13 protein-coding genes and 6 tRNA genes are annotated in these 18,126 nt (G+C 47.0%); 8 read left to right on the plus strand and 11 right to left on the minus strand.

Annotated elements, in window-relative coordinates:
• Positions 1-305: 305 nt before the first annotated feature.
• Complete coding sequence (menA, locus tag Q0174_RS05695; protein ID WP_298042248.1) at positions 306-1,208, minus strand: 1,4-dihydroxy-2-naphthoate octaprenyltransferase; 903 nt, start codon at positions 1,206-1,208, stop codon at positions 306-308.
• A gap of 175 nt (positions 1,209-1,383) precedes the next feature.
• Here menA and Q0174_RS05700 point away from each other — a divergent pair, with 175 nt between their 5' ends.
• Positions 1,384-2,214 carry a pyridoxamine kinase gene (locus Q0174_RS05700; protein ID WP_298042251.1) on the plus strand — a complete coding sequence of 277 codons (831 nt, stop codon included), beginning with the start codon at positions 1,384-1,386 and terminating at the stop codon, positions 2,212-2,214.
• A 924-nt stretch (positions 2,215-3,138) separates the two neighbouring features.
• Here the strand turns inward: Q0174_RS05700 and Q0174_RS05705 are convergent.
• On the minus strand, positions 3,139-3,840 hold the full coding sequence (locus tag Q0174_RS05705; protein WP_298042254.1) for a hypothetical protein: 702 nt from the start codon (positions 3,838-3,840) through the stop codon (positions 3,139-3,141).
• 2 nt (positions 3,841-3,842) lie between these two features.
• Positions 3,843-6,350, minus strand: coding sequence for a molybdopterin-dependent oxidoreductase (locus tag Q0174_RS05710; RefSeq protein WP_298042256.1), 2,508 nt, complete (start codon positions 6,348-6,350; stop codon positions 3,843-3,845).
• Positions 6,351-6,860: 510 nt separating this feature from the next.
• Between Q0174_RS05710 and Q0174_RS05715 the strand changes: the two genes are divergently transcribed.
• On the plus strand, positions 6,861-7,757 hold the full coding sequence (locus Q0174_RS05715; RefSeq protein WP_298042258.1) for a tetratricopeptide repeat protein: 897 nt from the start codon (positions 6,861-6,863) through the stop codon (positions 7,755-7,757).
• A gap of 29 nt (positions 7,758-7,786) precedes the next feature.
• On the plus strand, positions 7,787-8,356 hold the full coding sequence (locus tag Q0174_RS05720) for a hypothetical protein (protein WP_298042260.1): 570 nt from the start codon (positions 7,787-7,789) through the stop codon (positions 8,354-8,356).
• Positions 8,357-8,688: 332 nt separating this feature from the next.
• Here the strand turns inward: Q0174_RS05720 and hcp are convergent, their stop codons facing one another.
• The 8 genes from hcp to Q0174_RS05760 all read right to left on the minus strand — a co-directional run bounded on the left by hcp (position 8,689) and on the right by Q0174_RS05760 (position 11,550).
• Positions 8,689-10,017, minus strand: coding sequence for a hydroxylamine reductase (hcp, locus tag Q0174_RS05725; protein ID WP_298042261.1), 1,329 nt, complete (start codon positions 10,015-10,017; stop codon positions 8,689-8,691).
• A 272-nt stretch (positions 10,018-10,289) separates the two neighbouring features.
• A tRNA-Asn gene (locus Q0174_RS05730) sits at positions 10,290-10,364 on the minus strand.
• A 14-nt stretch (positions 10,365-10,378) separates the two neighbouring features.
• A tRNA-Leu gene (locus Q0174_RS05735) sits at positions 10,379-10,463 on the minus strand.
• A gap of 49 nt (positions 10,464-10,512) precedes the next feature.
• Positions 10,513-10,589, minus strand: a tRNA-Arg gene (locus tag Q0174_RS05740).
• 15 nt (positions 10,590-10,604) lie between these two features.
• Positions 10,605-10,681 (minus strand) — tRNA-Arg (locus Q0174_RS05745).
• Between the two features lie 6 nt (positions 10,682-10,687).
• A tRNA-His gene (locus Q0174_RS05750) sits at positions 10,688-10,764 on the minus strand.
• 5 nt (positions 10,765-10,769) lie between these two features.
• Positions 10,770-10,846, minus strand: a tRNA-Pro gene (locus tag Q0174_RS05755).
• A 74-nt stretch (positions 10,847-10,920) separates the two neighbouring features.
• Positions 10,921-11,550, minus strand: coding sequence for a non-canonical purine NTP pyrophosphatase (locus Q0174_RS05760; protein WP_298042263.1), 630 nt, complete (start codon positions 11,548-11,550; stop codon positions 10,921-10,923).
• 105 nt (positions 11,551-11,655) lie between these two features.
• Here Q0174_RS05760 and Q0174_RS05765 point away from each other — a divergent pair, with 105 nt between their 5' ends.
• From Q0174_RS05765 to Q0174_RS05785, 5 genes are all read left to right on the plus strand, one after another.
• Positions 11,656-12,954, plus strand: coding sequence for an MFS transporter (locus Q0174_RS05765; protein WP_298042266.1), 1,299 nt, complete (start codon positions 11,656-11,658; stop codon positions 12,952-12,954).
• A complete protein-coding gene (locus Q0174_RS05770; protein WP_298042269.1) occupies positions 12,951-14,162 on the plus strand; it encodes a molybdopterin molybdotransferase MoeA in 1,212 nt (403 codons plus the stop codon). The genes Q0174_RS05765 and Q0174_RS05770 overlap by 4 nt, the downstream gene beginning before the upstream one ends.
• 250 nt (positions 14,163-14,412) lie before the next feature.
• Positions 14,413-14,919 carry a DNA-deoxyinosine glycosylase gene (locus Q0174_RS05775; RefSeq protein ID WP_298042272.1) on the plus strand — a complete coding sequence of 169 codons (507 nt, stop codon included), beginning with the start codon at positions 14,413-14,415 and terminating at the stop codon, positions 14,917-14,919.
• A 99-nt stretch (positions 14,920-15,018) separates the two neighbouring features.
• On the plus strand, positions 15,019-16,437 hold the full coding sequence (locus Q0174_RS05780) for a hypothetical protein (RefSeq protein ID WP_298042274.1): 1,419 nt from the start codon (positions 15,019-15,021) through the stop codon (positions 16,435-16,437).
• Between the two features lie 50 nt (positions 16,438-16,487).
• Positions 16,488-17,639 carry a toxin-antitoxin system YwqK family antitoxin gene (locus Q0174_RS05785; protein ID WP_298042276.1) on the plus strand — a complete coding sequence of 384 codons (1,152 nt, stop codon included), beginning with the start codon at positions 16,488-16,490 and terminating at the stop codon, positions 17,637-17,639.
• Positions 17,640-18,126: the final 487 nt, after the last annotated feature.

Below are 18,126 nucleotides of genomic sequence, written 5' to 3' on the forward strand. Positions count from 1 at the left end.
TGGCGGGAGCTATCACAAAACGAGGCGGCGCAAACTCGCGCAGAGCAAAATGCGGTCAAAGCAGCATAAATGTGCGCGAATTTTGACGCGAGATCGCTGAAATTTGATACATTGAAAGCTCGGGTGGCGCGGCGCTTGTTTGTATAATTCTTGCGGTTTGCCTCGCACAATTTACTCAAAACTCAACCGAGTGGCGCCCGAAGGGACCGGGCGTAGGTTTAATGTGCGTGTGTTTTCAATTTTATCTCGGTTAAGCGCCTCGAAACGGGCCGAGAGGCGCGCTTGATTTTAAATTTAATTCAAATTTAGCCCAAAATCTCCCCCGCGAAAAACAATGCCGACATTGCAAACGTGCACAGCGCGACGACCTTGAGTTGTCCGTCGAAGTGGCAGCACTCCCACACGCGCGAGACGAAAAAGAGATGCCGAAGTAGCGGCGCGAAGCTCAGCGCGTAGAGCAATCTCACGCCCGAGCCGCCGCGCAAAAGCGAGTAGCAAAGCATCAATCCCGCTCCGCCCGCGATCAGCGCGTAGTGGTAACGTTTGGCTGCGCGCAGTCCGATACGAACGGGGATCGTGCGCTTGCCCTTGAGCGCGTCGTTTTGGATGTCGCGCATGTTGTTTAGATTTAGCACGGCGGTGCTTAGCATCCCGCACGCGCACGCAGGCAGCAGTAGCGCCGCATCAAGCGAGCGGGCATATAAAAAATACGAGCCCAGTACGCTCAAAAGCCCAAAAAACAAAAACACGAAAACGTCGCCAAGCCCCTTATAGCCGTATGCGCCGGCGCCCACGGTGTAGCGGATCGCGGCGTATATCGACGCGCCGCCAAGCGTCAAAAATAGAGCCACGAGATAAAACCGCTCGCCGAATGCCAAAACGCTTAGCGCAAGGCTCGAAAATGCCGAAAGCAGCGCCGTAACGACTATGACGCGCTTCATCTGCTCGGCACTCATCTGTCCCGTTTGGATCGCGCGGCGCGGCCCCAGTCTGCCCTCGTCGTCGGTGCCTTTTACCGCGTCGCCATAGTCGTTAGCGTAATCGCTTAGCACCTGAAACAGCAGCGTCGTAAGCAGCGCCAGCGCGAAAATATCGGCTCTAAACGTGCCCGCGCCGTATGCCGCGCCGCTACCGAGCAGTACGCCCGAGACGCTAAGAGGTAGCGATCTAAGGCGAGCGGATGCGTAAAGAGCTTTTGCGGTTATCATTTTTTGCCTTTTTTGATTTTTTGAGTGCCGAATTTACGGCGAACTCAATTTAAAATTTAGCGGAAAAACGCCAAAAATATTATAAATTTAGACTATTCGTAGAGTAAATTTTATTTAAATTCGCCTTTTTAATATAAATAGCGGTAAAATAGAGCCAAAAATTTTAGGAATTGTGATGAAAAAAGTTCTTACCGTTCAAGATATATCCTGCGTGGGCAAGGTTTCGCTGACCGTTGCATTGCCGATACTTAGCGCGATGGGGATGAGCACGAGCGTGATCCCTACGGCGGTTTTATCGATGCATACGGGCTTTTCGGGCTACACCTTTTGTGATCTAAGCTCGCAGATACGCGCGATCATGGCGCACTGGAAAGACCGCGGAGTGGTGTTTGACGGCATCTACACGGGCTTTTTGGGTTCGGCAGCGCAGATCGAGATTATGGGCGAGCTATTTGCGAGCTTCGGCGGCGCGGGCAAAACTATTTTGGTAGATCCTTGCATGGGCGATAACGGCGTGTTTTATCCGGGCTTTAATGAGGATTTTGCCCGTATGATGGCGCTTCTGTGCGCTCAGGCCGATGTAATCACGCCCAATATCACCGAGGCCTGCGCGATTACAGGCGTGCCGTACCGCGAGGATGCGGATAGGGATTTCATAATGGATCTGCTTGCAAGGCTTCGAGAGCTGGGCGCCAGACAGGTTATTTTAAAGGGTATCGGCTACATCGCCGATCAGTGCGGGGTTTTCAGCTACGATGCGCGCACGGGCAGGACGAACGAGTATTTTCACGAGCTGCTGCCGGTTAAATTTAACGGCACCGGCGATATTTTCGCCGCCGTAGCCTTCGGCGCAATAATGCGCGGCAAGTCCCTGGAAACTGCGGTCCGTATCGCTGCGGACTTCGTCGTCAGCACTATCAAAGAGACGATGAGCGACGAGGAGCGCAACGGATACGAAGGGGTCGATTTCGAAGCGATAATTCCTGAGCTGGTGAGGAAAATCTAAGTTCTAGACAGATTTGGAACTCGCCGCGCGGACAGAGGATTTGTGGTAGAGCTTTAAAATTTTACCGCAAAAGGAAATTCCTAAATTTTATCTGCGGCGTGAAATTTTAAAATTTCAAAATTTATGTGTCGTGTGGGGCATGGAATTTTATAGGCGATGCGGAATTTTAGAATTCATGCATTGCGCGGGCTTATAATTTTATCTCCTGCATAGAATTTTAAAATTTGCACCGACGTAAAGATGCGAAATTTATCACTAGCGCGGAATTCTAAACGCAAGGCTACAGCGAATTTATCTGCTTGCAAGTTTGGGCCGCATTTTGAAATTTTGCACAAAATCTGCTTAAAATTTTATTCCTGCGAGTCGTGTGCTATGCACTTATAAAATAATCTCAAAATTTATGAGTAAAATTTAGATTAAAATCCATATCGATGTCACGCAGTTATAGTTTTCGGTATAGAATTTACGCGATGGGTTTATGGCACGAATTTTATTTGAAATTTCGCTTTAAAAATCTAAAATTTGAGCGGTGGAATTCCATCTGCGGCGGAAAGCTATCGCGTGAAATTTTGTGGCTGCTGCGTTTTGTGATATAGGCAAAATGCGCGCCGAGCGTGAAATTTTACAGCAAATATTGTGGAAAAATTCTATTATTTATCGCGTAGCGGTAGAATTTTACTGCGCGAAATCAAGCAGAATTCCGCGCATAAGTCTATAGCCGAAATTTACGCCGTGGCGAATGAGCTTACTCGCACAAAAGGGTGCTAGCGCAAAATTTCATAGCCGAAATTTCCTGGGCAGAGCTTTACTTTGTAGATTTTAAAACTAAATTCCGCTTCGAGTATTAAAATTCTAAGTTTACTTAGCGGGCGAGATTTAAGTGATAAATTCCACCCGCTGCGTAAATAGCAAGCGCTTTAAATTTCATTCCACCGGCGCTTTGCTTTGCAAAAATCGCACGAGCGTCTCGTATTCGTCGGGCTGCAGCCCCGAGTTTTGTATCATCGTCTCGACCACGCTAGGCCAGACATTGACGTTAAACTCGTCGTATCCGTGCAGCGCGTGACAGCTGCCGCAGCGCTCTTTGAATAGATTTTCTCCCGCGTCGTAAATTTTAGCCGCGTCGTCCGTCACGGCAAGCTTCGCGACGTAGCCGTCGATAGTGACGTTCGCCCATTCGTTATCGTAGTCGTCCTTCACGGTCTTTAGCGTCTTTAGGCTCTTTGCATTTTGTGCTTGCAAATCCTGCTCCAAAATCCCAAGCCTCGCGTAGCTTACGTTGCTTCCCTCGGGCACGAAGCCCGCGTATCGCACCTGTACGTAGTCTTTGCCGTCCTTTAGCACTTGCAGCTTCGCGCCTACGTGCAGCTTGGCGATCTCCTTGCCGCCCGCTTTGTTTAGAAGCGGGGTTTGAGCCGCGACGAAAAGATCCGTCGCGCCCAAATGGCAAGCTGCCGCGAGTAAAAACGCCGCTAGCGCTTTGGATAAAATTTTACCTCGCTCGGGTGCGCAAATTTTATCCGTTTCGCATGAAATTTCACCTGCGCCGGACGATGAAATTCTAACTGAGTGAGGCGATGAAATTTGACCTCGCCCGAGCGCGTAAATTTTAAAATTTTGTCTCATCGTTAGCTCCTTTTGCCGAATTTCGGCTGTGAAAATACCGCAAGCGGCGGAAGCTCACCTTGGAATTTCTCGATCTGAACTAGCGCGGTGGCTTGGTTGCCGCACGCAAGCTTCGAACTGGGCTCGTTTGGTACCAGCACGTTTACGTTGCCGTGTACGCACATATCGCCGCTATCGCTAAAGAGCGGATCCCACCAGCCGCCCTCTTGCATCCTCACGACGCTTTGCTTTACGTTTTCGGTGACGATGAGCCCCGCAAGCGCGGCACCGCGATCGTTGAAAACCCTAACTACGTCGCCGTTTTTAAGCCCTCTTGCTTCGGCGTCTTTAGGGTGCATCCACACGGGCTCGCGACCGTCAATTTCTTCTAAGCTTCGTAGCCAAGTGTTGTTTAGCTGCCCGTGCAGGCGGTATTTCGGATGCGGGGTTATTAAATTTAGCGGATACTTTTGCGTCTTTTGCGCGTTCCCCAGCCACTCCATCGGCTCCATCCAAGTTGGATGCGCAGGGCAGTCGTCCAGCGCCGCTTTGGCGATCTTTTTTGAGACGACCTCGATCCTTCCAGACGGCGTTCCGAGGCGATTTATGATAGGATTTTTTCTAAATTCCTCCATCGCTACGTATTCGTAGGCGTGCTTTGGAATTTCAAATTTCACGAAGCCCTTTTTCCAAAACTCCTCAAATTCCGGCATCTTTATCTTCGATGCGTCCGCTTTTTTCTTCGAAGCGTCGTAAAACTGCTTGATCCATTCCATCTCGCTCTTGCCCTCGCTAAACGCCATATACTCCTTCTCGCCGAACTGTTTTAGAATTTCGCAGTAAATTTTATAGTCGTTTTGCGCCTGCTCGTAAGGTTCGGCGATCTTATGCATAGCGATGATAAATTTATTCGTATGCGACTTGGTTATGTCGTCGCGCTCCTGCTCGGTGGTAGCGGGCAGCACGATATCGGCCATGCGCGCGCTCGCCGTCCAGAAGCACTCTTGGACTATGAAGGTGTCGAGCTTTTCAAACGTGCGCGCGAGTAAATTCGTATCGGGGTGGTGCAGATACGGGTTGCCGCCCGCCCAGTAGGCAAGCTTGATGTCGGGATAAGTTATCTTTTTGCAGTTAAAATCTATCTCCTTGCCCGGATTGTTGATACAATCGACGATGCGCGAGACGGGGATTGCGATGTTGTCGCGGTTTTTCCACTCGCCCTCGCTAGCAGGCACGATACTCATGCTGCCTAAGCCCGGGAAAGCCGAAGAGGTAGTCGCCGCGCCGCTTGTGAGGCTTAGCGCGCTTCCTACGGGAGCTGCGGGGCTAGGGCAGCCGCCGTCGCTGTAATGATAGCCAAAGCCGTATCCACCGCCCGCAAGCCCGATCTGGCCCACGAAAGCGGCAAGCACTGTCGCCATCCAGTGAAACTGCTCGCCGTGATGAGCGCGCTGCGGACCCCAGCCACACATTATCATAGTGCGCTTGCTGCCTAAAATTTTAGCTAAGCCTTTGATCTCATCCTCGCTCACGCCGCAAATTTTAGACGCCCACGCCGCGTCTTTTTTGAGCCCATCTTCGCTTTCGCCTTTAAGATAGGCTTTAAATTCCTCTGCGCCGTGAGTGTATTTTTTAAGAAATTTTTCATCCGCAAGCCCTTGCGCCATCATCTCATAACATATCGCCATCATCATCGCAACGTCGGTGGTAGGGTTGATCGAAATGTGCTCAGAGCCTAAAAATTTAGCGGTGTTATTATAGACCGGATCGATTGTGATCACCTTTACGCCGCGCTTTTGCATCTGCTCTTTTAGCTTTGCGAAATACAAATAGCTCTCGTGATCGGGCACGGCCCACGCGATCTGATTGGTATTGATCGGATCGGCACCCCAGATGAGCACCGCTTCGCTATGCTTTAGGATCGTAGGCCACGCGGTTTGCAGGGCGTTGGCCTCGTCCGTTCCGCTGATGTGCGGGGTTATCGCGCTTATACAGTGGCACGAATAGTTAAGTTTTCTCGTAGTGTAGCCGCCGATGATATTTAGCATGCGACCGAGCAGGGTTTGCGGGTTATTTACGCTGCCGACGCTGTACCAGCCGTAGCTGCCGCCGTAAATCGAGCTTGCGCCGTAGTCTTTAAGTACGCGCTTTAGCTCGTCCGCTACGAGTTTATACGCTTCATCCCAACCGATCTCGATCCACTCGTCCTTGCCGCGCATGCTTTTGTCGCTCTGCCAGCCTTTTTCTAGATAGCCTTTTCGCACGCATGGTCGCGCGATGCGCGTAGCGTCGTATGTGCGCGCCGCAAGCCCCTGAGTAAGGCTGATCGGGAAAAAATCGAGTTCACTCGCGCTTAAAACGCCTTCAAATTTGCCGTTTCGCCTAAGAGCCCTAACCGCGCCGAAATGCGAGGCGGTGATCGGCGCATCCTCGCTATTCATCAGATCGTCGCTGATAATGCTAGTGGCGTTCGCACTCGCCGCACCTGCCGCACTCGCGGCAACGCCTTTTAAAAATTCGCGTCTTTTCATTTTCTCTCCTTTAATGTGAAATGAATGAAAGATTTATGGAATTTTAGCATTAAAAATTGCGAATTTTTCGGCCTTAAAACGAAATTTTAAGTTATAGAGCGAAATTTTATTTTTCTATTTTTAAATAGAGCTAAGATTTTCGCGGCTTATAAAAGCTTAAATTATAAATTAAGTTTTTAAAATAATTTTACTTTAAAAACTAGCTTTTTAAATTTCGCACATCGACTCTTAAAAATTTTAGAATTTTTGAGTATATCAAGAGCTCGTCGGTATTAGGCGCTATAAAATTTCATAGCGCCAGTAAGTCATAGATTGAAAATTAGATATTGATGCGATTGCCGTACGCAGGCTGTAAAACATGGCAATCGTATATTTTTGCGCTTATTAAGGAGGAGGTATACTTTCGGCTAAATTTTTAAAAACAAATAGAGCAATAAAATTTAATGCCATTAAATGACAATATCTGACAACGAAAAGTGAAATAATACGAAAAATTTTAAGGAGGAAGAAATGAAAAAAATCATTTTAGCTTTGGCTTTTTTAAGCTATTTTATGTTTGCCGAAGAGGTAAAAGAGCTTACGGATGAGCAAATAAATACATTGGTAAAGGTCTGCGAAAGCGGTAAAGATTTCACGAATGAAAATGGAACCGTGAAGTATGAGGAAGCCTGCGCTACTCTCGGTATGATATATGAAAATATCCCTGTATTAGGCGATCTCGGTGTAAAGCAAGATTTGGCAAAAGCCTTTAAATTTTATAAAAAAGCGTGCGACGGCGGCTATGCTCGTGGCTGCTTTGGATTAGGAGGGTTTTATTTTGAAGGAAAAGAGGTAACAAAAGATGATAAAAAAGCTCTCGAGTTCTTTAAAAAGGCATGCGATATGGGCGATAAAGAGAGCTGCACTTTGGCGGCTGTTATGGACGGCGATAACGCGAATTTAGCAAAGGCGTCCGAGCAACACAAGAAAGATTGCGATAGCAAGGGCGATATACTCGCTTGCGGGTTATTTGCCTTATTTATGGAGGGAAAGGATAATAAAGAAGCGGCGAAATACTATAAAAAGGCCTGCGAGCTTGGCAAAAATATCTCGGATCCCGCATTGCAAAATAACCCCGCATTTAACGATGGGATAAAGCAATTTTGCAGCAGACCTGCTGAGCTTGAAGCGCAAAATTTAAGGGCTGTGCAGGACGTAATTAAAGCGAAAATCGCCGAAGAGTATAGAATATCTTGCGATTCTGAGGGGAACTGGGTATCTTGCGCGATATACGCCTCTAATATAGAGAGCGACGATCAAAGAGCGGCGATGAGATACTACGACAAGGCGTGCAAATTAGGCAAAAAAATCATAAGTGTCGATTCTAACAAGATACTGCAAAAATCTTGCGAAAAAGCCACCCGCTGAGGTGATTTTAAATTTATAGAGGAGTTGTAATGAAAAAGATGATTTTAGCTTTAGTGCTGTTGGGCTATGCGGCGTTCGGCGGTTTGGAAACTAAAATATATGAAATCGTCTGCGAAGCAGGACGCGCCGACTCCTGCGCCTCCGCCGCCGCATCATATCTGAAAGAAGCCGAGCGATCAGATAATCTGACGCCTGAGATTGATCTAGACAAGGCTGCAGAATTCCTAGGCAAAGCTTGCACAGGCAAGCATAAAGTAAGTTGCTTGCAACTTGGTATGATGTATCAAGAGGGAAAGGGCACCAAACAAAATATGGCGCAAGCCGCGCAGCTTTATAAAAAGGGATGCGATGGCATAGGCGGAGAATGGGCGGCTTGCGGATTGTATGCAGAGTATCAAATCGGTATAGAGGAAATGCAGGAAGCGGCACTCTATTACGAAAAAGCCTGCAGACTCGGCGACCGGGCGCGTCTTGGTACGACGGACGAAAAAGTAGGAGATATCGTAAATCATTTATGTGAAGCGTCCGAATCGCTCAAATCGTTCCGACCTAAAGAGTCTGCGGCGCAAAGACTTCTACGCGATGCCGCACGACCTTAATTATGTGGCAAAGCTATAAGACGAGTGCTTTGCTAGGCGTATTTTTCACAATATATCACTCGTCACCGCTTGCATAATCGTGAGTATTTTGGAATTTAACGGCGCAAATTTAAAGCCGTTTGATTAACTTCTGCGAAGCATTTAGTGAGATTATGAAATTTTAAAATTTAAAACAAGAAGGAATGTATACTCGTGAAATTTAAATATGAGCGTCGGCGCAAAATAGCCGCGGAGCGGATCGCTAGCTTCGTTAAAAGCGGCGTATAAAGGGTAAATTTAAAATCGGAGCTTTGCCGAATTTTAAATTTACCCGATTTGCCTCGCTATAAAATTTATTCGCCTAGGAAGTATTTCAGATCTGCCTGCGCGTCGCCGCTGATTAGGCGAAGGCCGAAATTTTGCACCAAAAAGCCCAAAATTTCGTCGTTGAAAAACTCAGGCACCGTAGGACCCACGTTGATATTCTTAACGCCTAGGCTAAACAGCGCAAGCAGGATGATGACCGCCTTTTGCTCCATCCACATCAGCACGATCGAGACCGGCAGGTCGTTTACGGCGATGCCCGTAGCCTCGCTGAGCGCCAGGGCGATCTTAACCGCGCCGTTGCTGTCGTTGCACTGGCCAAGGTCGATATAGCGCGGAAGCTCGGTGTCTGGCACGTTTCCGAAATCCACGTCGTTGAAGCGGAATTTGCCGCAGCTGGAGGTCAAAATCACGCAGTCCTTCGGCAGGCTAAGCGCTAGCTCGCGGTAATACTCGCGTCCCTTGCCCGGCGCGTCGCAGCCTGCGATGACGAAAAAGCGGCGGATTTTGCCCGATTTGATCGCGTCTAAAATTTGCGGCGCGAGGCTCAAAATCGTCTTATAGTGTCCGCCCGTCACCAAACTCTCGTCGCTGTCCATGCTCACGTCGCCGCACGCAAGCGCACACTCGATGAGCGGCGTAAAATCGTCGTTTTGGATATGTTTGATGCCGTCGGTGCCCGCGATAGAGTAGCCAAACAGCCTGTCTGCGTAGCTACAGGACGAGCGAAGCGGCACGATGCAGTTGGTGGTCATCAAAATCGCGCCCTTAAATTCGTTAAAAAGCTTGGTCTGATCGAACCACGCCTTGCCGACGTTGCCCTTTAGATGCGGATACTTGCGAAGCTGCGGATAGCCGTGCGCAGGAAGCATCTCGGAGTGGGTGTAGATGTTGATGCCCTTGCCCTCGGTCGCTTTTAGTAGCGCCTCAAGAGCGTGCAGGTTGTGGCCGCTAACCAAAATCGCCTTGCCCTCGACCTTGTTTTGGCTAACTTTAACCGGGGTTGGTACGCCGAATTTTGCGGTATGCGCCTCGCTTAAAATATCCATCATCTGCACGCCCGCGCTTCCGACAGCCATTAGCTGCGCGATATGCTCGTCAAAGTTAAAATTTGAGTTCGTCAGCGTGAAATACAGCGTGTCGCCCATAACGGTATCGACCGCGCTAGTATCGGCGCCGAGCTCATACGCGTGGTGGCGGTAGGCGCTAAGGCCTTTAAGCCCGAAAACCATAGTGTCTTGAAGCAGGCTTAATGTGGAATTTTTGCCACAGGTACCGCGGTCTTGGCCCTTGGCGCCGCAGCCCTCGGGCGCGCTCATTTGGCACTGATGACAGAACATCTCTAGATTGTCGCTCATAGAAATCCTTTATAAAAAATTTAGTTGGTAATTTTAAGATTTTATTTAGGCAAAAAAATTGATTATAATCAAGAAATGGCTAAATTTTATCAAATTTATTTACAAAATGAGAATTTTAAATTTTATAAAAGGTATTCTAGATTGCTTAGAAAGCATAACGAGAAATTAGAATATTAAAAAATTTCTGGAACAAATTTTTATAAAACTAAGAAAACTTAAAGCTCTTTAAACATCGATAAAATCAGGGGTCTAAAGGAATTTTTGAGTATATATGGCTCCGGATGCTGGATTCGAACCAGCGACCAAGCGGTTAACAGCCGCCTACTCTACCGCTGAGCTAATCCGGAACGCGTAGAATGGATGGTGCGGATGAAAGGACTTGAACCTTCATGCCGTGAGGCGCCAGATCCTAAGTCTGGTGTGTCTGCCAATTTCACCACATCCGCAAAAAAGAAAGCGCATATTAGCCAAAAAGCTCTTAATATGAGCTTAATATGGTACGCCCAAGAGGATTCGAACCTCTGGCCTACGGCTTAGAAGGCCGTTGCTCTATCCAACTGAGCTATGAGCGCAAAATATCAAATCAGTGGTACGCTCGAAAGGAGTCGAACCTTCAACCTACAGATCCGAAGTCTGTTGCTCTATCCAATTGAGCTACGAGCGCATAAAGTGGGGTGAGTTGTGGGAATCGAACCCACGACCCTCAGGACCACAATCTGATGCTCTAACCTACTGAGCTAAACTCACCACAATGGTCGGAGCGAAAGGATTCGAACCTTCGACCCTCTGGTCCCAAACCAGATGCGCTACCAGCCTGCGCTACGCTCCGTAGATTTTCGTGGATTGAATAAAAAGCGTATTATATATATTTTTTCTTAAATTACGCTTTTTACGGCTTTAAATTTAATGAAATTTAGCAAGTCGCATCTGTTTTTCTAAATTTTTCAATAAAATTTGTATCAGCGCCAGCCCCTTCGTACGGTGCGAAATTTTAAATTTCACCTCAGCGGGCAGCTCTCCGATTGTGCGGTCAAACCCACGCGGAATAAACATAAAATCGTATCCGAAGCCGTTGTGACCGCGCTCTTCGCAGATCGCCGTGCCGTGCATGAAGCCGTGCGTGCAAAACTCGCCCAGATCGCATTTTAGCGCGATCGCCGCCGTGTAATGCGCGGGCGAGGAATCTAAATTTAAAGCTTCTAGCTCGCTTGCTAATTTCTCGCGATTGCTTGCATCCGTTGCGCCCGCTCCACTAAAGCGCGCCGAAAATATCCCCGGGGCCCCGCCCAGCGCGTCCACGCAGATACCGCTATCATCGCTTAGCACAAAAAATTCGCTCTGCAAATTTTTACTTTTTAGCGCCTCATGCACTGCGCGAACTTTGATAAGCGCGTTTTGTTTGAAGCTCGTGCCGCACTCGTCGATCTCAAAAGGATCCAGCACCTCGCCGAGCGCGCACACGTCGTATTCCGTGAAAAATTCTTTTATCTCTTTTACTTTATTTTTGTTGCTCGTCGCAAGTAAAATTTTCATCCTCGCTCCTTAAATTTAAGCCGCCATTTTACCCAAAATCAAAGAATTCGTTACGATTTTTGGCTATAATCGGCGCAAATTTCATGTTATTTGAGGTCTAAGATTATGCTAAAAAGCGTCCTTCCGCTTAGTTTTATCATCGCTACGAGGTTTTTTGGATTATTTATTTTGCTGCCCGTGCTTAGCCTGTATGCGTTGAGCTTACGCGGCGCAAACGAAAGCTTAGTGGGGCTACTTTTTGGAATTTATGCGATTATGCAAGTGATTTTGCAAACGCCATTTGGAGTGTTAAGCGATAAGATCGGACGTAAAAAAACTCTTGCGATAGGACTGGCGCTTTTTATCGTGGGCGCTTGCGTTTGCGCGGCGAGTGAGAGTATTTATACGATGATTTTTGGGCGCTTTTTGCAAGGCTGCGGTGCTGTAGGAGCCGTAGCTACCGCACTAATTAGCGATTTTACGCGAGAGGAAGAGCGCGGTAAGGCGATGGCGGTAATGGGCGCGATGATAGGCGTGAGCTTTGGCGTAGCAATGATTTTAAGTCCGCTTTTAAGCGCCAAATTTGGACTTGCCAGCCTATTTCATCTAAGTTCAGCACTTACGCTTTTATGTTTGGTGCTGCTTTTTTTCGTAGTACCTACCGAACCGCATATCCGCTCCCTGCGTCAAAAGGTCCCGCTGGGCTCACTTTTGAGCGATAAAAATTTAATGCTTATGAATTTAACGAATTTTTTTCAAAAGGCTTTCATGACGGCAGCGTTTTTTCTAATTCCAATTTTGCTCGTGCAAAAATTCGGACTTTTCAAAAGTGATTTGACTAAAATTTATGCTCTAGGCGCGATATTCGGCTTTACTGCGATGGGTGCGAGTGGCGCTTTAGGTGAAAAGCGCGCACTAGCTAAGCAAATTCTACTTATCGGCATTTGCTTTTTCATCGCTTCGTATTTGATTTTTGCGTTTGCTAGCGGGGCGAGCGCTTTCGTGGTGGGCGTGATGCTCTTTTTCGTGGGATTTAACGCGCATGAGCCCATTATGCAAAGCCTTGCGTCCAAATTTGCCAAAGTCGCTCAAAAAGGCGCCGCGCTTGGAATTTTTAATTCTTTTGGATTTTTTGGCAGTTTTTTGGGTGGGCTATGCGGTGGCGCACTTTTTGGCAAAATCGGCATCGAAGCGCTAGGCATTGGCGTCGCGGTTTTGGGTGTGATCTGGCTTGTGCTACTTTCTAGGCTGAGCGATCCAAAACTTTTTAAGAATTTATACTTTCCTAAAGGCGGCGATTTTTCCGCACTACAGGGCGTAAAGGGCATTATTGAAATTTACGAGACCGATGGCGAACTCGTTGTGAAATTTAACTCTAAATTGATAAATGAAGATCAAATTTATAAAATCGTAGGAGGCAAATGATGGAATTTGAAAAATTTGAAAGCGCGATGGAGCGCTTCGCAAACACGGTGCAAAAGTCCTCGCGCATCGAAAAAGTCGCGATCACGCAGGCGCTGGGGCGTATTTTGGCAGGCGATGTCGCGGCGCCCTTTAGCACTCCGCGCCGCCCGACCGCCGCAATGGACGGCTACGCGCTAAAGGGCGCGGATCTAAGCGAGGGGGCTAAATTTAAGATCGTCGGCACGACGCCTGCAGGCAAGATGCCTGGCGCCGTGGCAAAGGCGGGTGAGTGCGTCAAAACCTTCACCGGCGGGCTCATGTGCGAGGGTAGCGACACGCTTCTGCCGATCGAAAACGTGCAGGTACAAGCAGGCGGTATTATCGTCACAAAGCCCGTTTCCGCAGGCTTTGCCGTGCGCGCGGCGGGCGAGAGCTACCGCGAGGGCGAGCTTTTGCTTAGAAGTGGCACGAAGCTCGGCTTTTCGCAGATCGCGCTGCTAGCCGAGCTAGGGCTATTTCACATAAGCGTATTCGTCCGCCCAAAAGTAGCAATCCTAGCCACCGGCAGCGAGATCAAGGACCTCGGCGAAAGGCTCGAAAACGACGCTCAAATTTACAGCTCCAACCACATCGCGCTTGCAAATTTAGTAACGCAGCTAGGCTGCGAAGCGATGATAATGCCCCTAGTACGCGATGACGAAAAAGAGCTGGAAGGCGCGATCCTATCGGCTTTACAAAGCGCCGACATACTTCTAACTAGCGGCGGAGTGAGCGTCGGAGACTACGACTTCGTGCAAAGCACGCTACAATCAAAATTTGAGCTCATCGTAAAGGGTGCGGCGATCAAACCGGGCCGCCACGTGCGCGTAGCCAAAACCGGCGAAAAATATATCTTCGCATTCCCGGGCTTCCCTCTCTCGGCGCTCATTACGTGCATTTTGTTTCTACGCGTATATTTGCAAAGATCCTTCGGCGTGCGCGAAAACACGGAATTTAGCGCGATCTTAGATCACGACTACGTAAAAAAGACGTCGTGGCTGGAGTTTATGCCCGCCGTCTTGCAAAACAGAGACGGGCGGCTTTTTGTTAGCCTACAAAGCAAAAAGCAAGGCTCCAGCGCGATTTTGAACAATTTAGACGACGATAGCGTCCTGCTCGTCGCGCCGCTAGAGGTCAAAGAGCTCAAAAAAGGCGAGCTCGTGCGCGTAATCTCGGTACCTAAAATTTAGCCGCGAAAGCTCGGTTTAGGATTTGCAAAAGCTAAAATTTAGACCCAAATCGCGCGTCGCGGCAGGCTCATTATAAATTTTACTGCGCGACGCTATACAGCGAGTGCGCCAAATCTTTGTCGCCGCGCAACTTCAGCTCCAAGCTGCTTCACAGGCGAAATTCGGGTATTTGCGAGAGATAAAGTGAAAATGAAAGATAAATTTATGGCGCTCCGGCGGGCGTTTTCGGCGAATACAAAGCAGGCGTAAAATGAGCCAAACCCACCCTTTTAAGCCGATTTTTGATAAAAATTCTAAAATTTTAATCCTCGGCTCCTTTCCCTCCGTCGTTTCTCGTAAATTTGGCTTTTACTACGCAAATCCGCAAAATCGCTTCTGGCGGGTGCTGGCGCAAATTTTAAACGCGCCGCCGCCTGCGAGCACGGATGAAAAGATAAAATTCCTGCTCGCCCGCGGCATCGCCATCTACGACGCGGCGATCTGCTGCGAGATAAAGGGCTCGAGCGACGCCAAAATGACCGCCGTCGAGCCTGCAAATTTAAAGCCGATCTTTAGCGGCGCGCGTATCGCGCAGGTATTCGCAAACGGCGGCAAGGCGCATGAAATCTGTGAAAAATACCTAAAAACTCAAATTTTAAACGCAACCGGCAAAGAGCCGATCAAGCTGCCATCCACGAGCCCCGCAAACGCAAATTTTAGCTTTGAGAGGCTCGTGCGCGAGTGGACGATCGTTGCGAATATATTAAAAATGACTTAAATTTGGCAAATTTATTAAGTTTGTATAGGGCCTAAAAGAAATGTATAATTAAAATGGTGCTAAAATCTTAGGTATAACTAATTATCACAAGGAAAATAAATGTCAAAAATCAGTAATTCTTTAAATAGTTTTGAGCAGTTAAAAGAAGCGGTTAATACATTAGATATTAAACCTATACCAGAAAACGAAACCCAGGAATTCGCCAGAAATAAAGAAGCGTTAATTTATATAGAAAACTATGTAAATTTATTGGATGAAAATCTACTGCCGAATGCCTTTTTCGGAGATTTTCAAAACTGCTTTGTCAATTGGGATAGAAGTATGTGGCATTTGACTGCCATTATCGACAACGCTTTAACAATATTAGCTAGATATTCAACCATATATATTCCAAAAGATCAAGCAGAATCAACCATTATGGAGATGATTGCGGGATACAATGAGGCCATAAAGACATCGCTAAACGATTTAAAATTGGATGAAATAAAAAATAAAATAGCGAATACCGAAAGTACTATACAAAAATTTAGCATTGCTAATGACGAATTTCTACAACAAAAAGATAAAATTTATGGATACTTTAATGAGATAGAAAATTTTAGAACCAATTTGGTAGTTAAACAAGAAAATAAAGATATATCAATACAGCAAGAAATAGAAAATGCAAGAAATAAGATAACCCAGGATCTGGAAGTAACTAAAGAAAAAATTATCGAAAATTCGCAAAAATTAGAAGAAATAGGAAAATTTCATATAAAGATTTTCGGTGAACTAAATGATAATGTTCGCAGTGGAGGCCTGGAGCAAAAACTTGATAGTATGTTTGAAAATTTATATGAATATGAAAATACCATGAAACAACGCTTCGATGAATACGATAAAATCATTAAAGATTTAAATGAAAAGGCTACAAATGCAAGCTTATCATCTTCATATAAGCAACAAGGAGATGCAATTAGCAAAACTATTAGAAGGTGGGATATTGGGTTTATTTTAAGCATAATTGCGATAGCTGCTGTTGCCATATGGACTTTTATTGGTGTAAATGAAATTTTAAATAAGGATATTAGCGCAGTAATTACAGAACTATCCCAAATACAAGACGGAGTAAATAAAACTTATAATGTATCCATAATACCTGGTGATAAAATTTACATTATGATTTTTGGATTTTTTTCAAAAATAACCATGGCTTTACCTTTTGTCTGGCTTGCCATCTTTTGCTCAAATAGACGTAAAGAAGCCATGAGGTTAGAACAAGAATATGCTCATAAGGTTGCGGTTGCGAGTTCCTATGCTAGCTATAAAGAGCAAATATCTAATCTAAATGAAACTAATCCGGAATTACTAAAAGAATTAATGGCTTCCACAATTAATATTATTTCTAAAAATCCAAGTGATTTTTTAGATAAATCAAAAAGCTCTGATAAATTTATAGACTGTGATGGAATTATAACCAAAATGAAGCAACTACCAGAATGGTTGATTGATTTGATAAAGCAAAAGAATAAAAATTAATTCAAAATAACTTTAATTGGCAGTAATTTATAAAATATAAGGCTAAAGTTGTGAAATTTTTAAATATAAGCACATTAAAGCTCCTGCTTCCGTTTTTGGCGCTGGGCGCGCAAGCCCTGGAGCCAAAAATCGTAATGCAGCCCGAGCCGGTCCTGAAAAACGGCCTGTATTTCGTAGCGGACAAGCCCTACAGCGGGACGCTCAAGGTGCTGCACTACAGCGCCGAGGATCTCTACGACGTAAATTTTATGGGCGTCGTCTACCCCAGAGCAAAGCCGCTGCCGCCGACACTTATCAGAGAGATCGACGTAAAGGACGGCACCGCGGTGCTTCAGCGCGATTACTTTGACGGCAGAGATAAGCCCTCAAACGAATATCCGCTAAAAAACGGCCTGTACGACGGCGTCGCGAAGAGCTACTACGCAGACGGCGGCGAGCTGAGATCGCAGAGCGAATACAAAGCCGGCAAGCGCGAGGGTTTTTACAAGCTGTATTATCAAGGAAGCGGCAAGCTAAAGCAGCAGGGCTCGTATAAAGCGGATAGGCGCGAGGGCGTTTTCACCGACTACTACGAAAGCGGCGAAGTAAGCGCGCGCCATCTGTATAAGGGCGGGCTGCGAAACAGCAAGGACGTGGATTATTACAAAAGCGGCAAAGTGCGCGGGGAACGAAACTATAAAAACGATAAACGACAAGGCGTAGAGAGATGGTATCACGCAAGCGGCGCGCTAAAGCAGACGGGCGCATACAAGGATGACCGCAAACAGGGCGTTTGGAAGTTATTTTATGAGGACGGCAAGACGCGCGTAGTCGAAAATTTCAAAGACGGCGAGCGCGACGGCGCCGTACGCGAATACTACAGGGGCGGCGCGTTGCAGGGCGAATACGAGTTTGAGCGCGGCAAACAAACGGGCACGAGTAAGCAATACTACGCAAGCGGCGCGCTTGCGGCGAAGGTAATGTTCAGAGACGGGCGCAAACACGGGCTATACGAAACATACCACGAAAACGGCGCACTCAAGGCTAGAGTGACGTTCAAGGATGGCCTGGAGATGGGCACGGTGAAGCACTACTACGCAGACGGCAAGCTCGAAGCCGAGGGCGAGTTTGAGCGTGGCAGGCTCGTGCGCGCCAAAAAATACGACGAAAGCGGCAAACTAATCAGCGATAAATCCGATAAAAACGGGCTCGCAAGAGAGTAAAGCGGACTAAATTTTAAAATTTTAAGCGGATTTGGAATTTTAAAAAGGTTTAAAATTTTGAGTAAGTGCGGTTTTGTATTTTGTAGGCGTAATATTTTTGAGCGGAACGGTTTCGTGCCTTGAGCGAGCGCAATTGTAAATTTGATTAGGCGCAGCTCTACACTTTAAATAGACATGACTTCGCGTTTCGATTGAGCGCGGCTTCACGTCTCGGACAAATTTTGATTAGGACGCGGCTCCGCACTTTAAACAGACGCGACTTTGCGCTTCGAGTGCTCACGGTTTTAAATTTTATTGAGTATGTCTTTGAATTTTAAGCGAGCGTGGCCTTACGCATCTGTTTTCGGCTATACATACCGCGCCGTCAAGTGCCGTCTTTAAATGATGGGGCTTTGTATTTGTGAAGCAGCGTGTTGCGTTTTGGACGAGTAAAATTCTACGCCGAGCGGCTTTATGGGGCGCACGAATACGGCTTGACGTTTTCGGA

This window comes from uncultured Campylobacter sp., assembly GCF_937996225.1.
Taxonomy (GTDB): domain Bacteria; phylum Campylobacterota; class Campylobacteria; order Campylobacterales; family Campylobacteraceae; genus Campylobacter_B.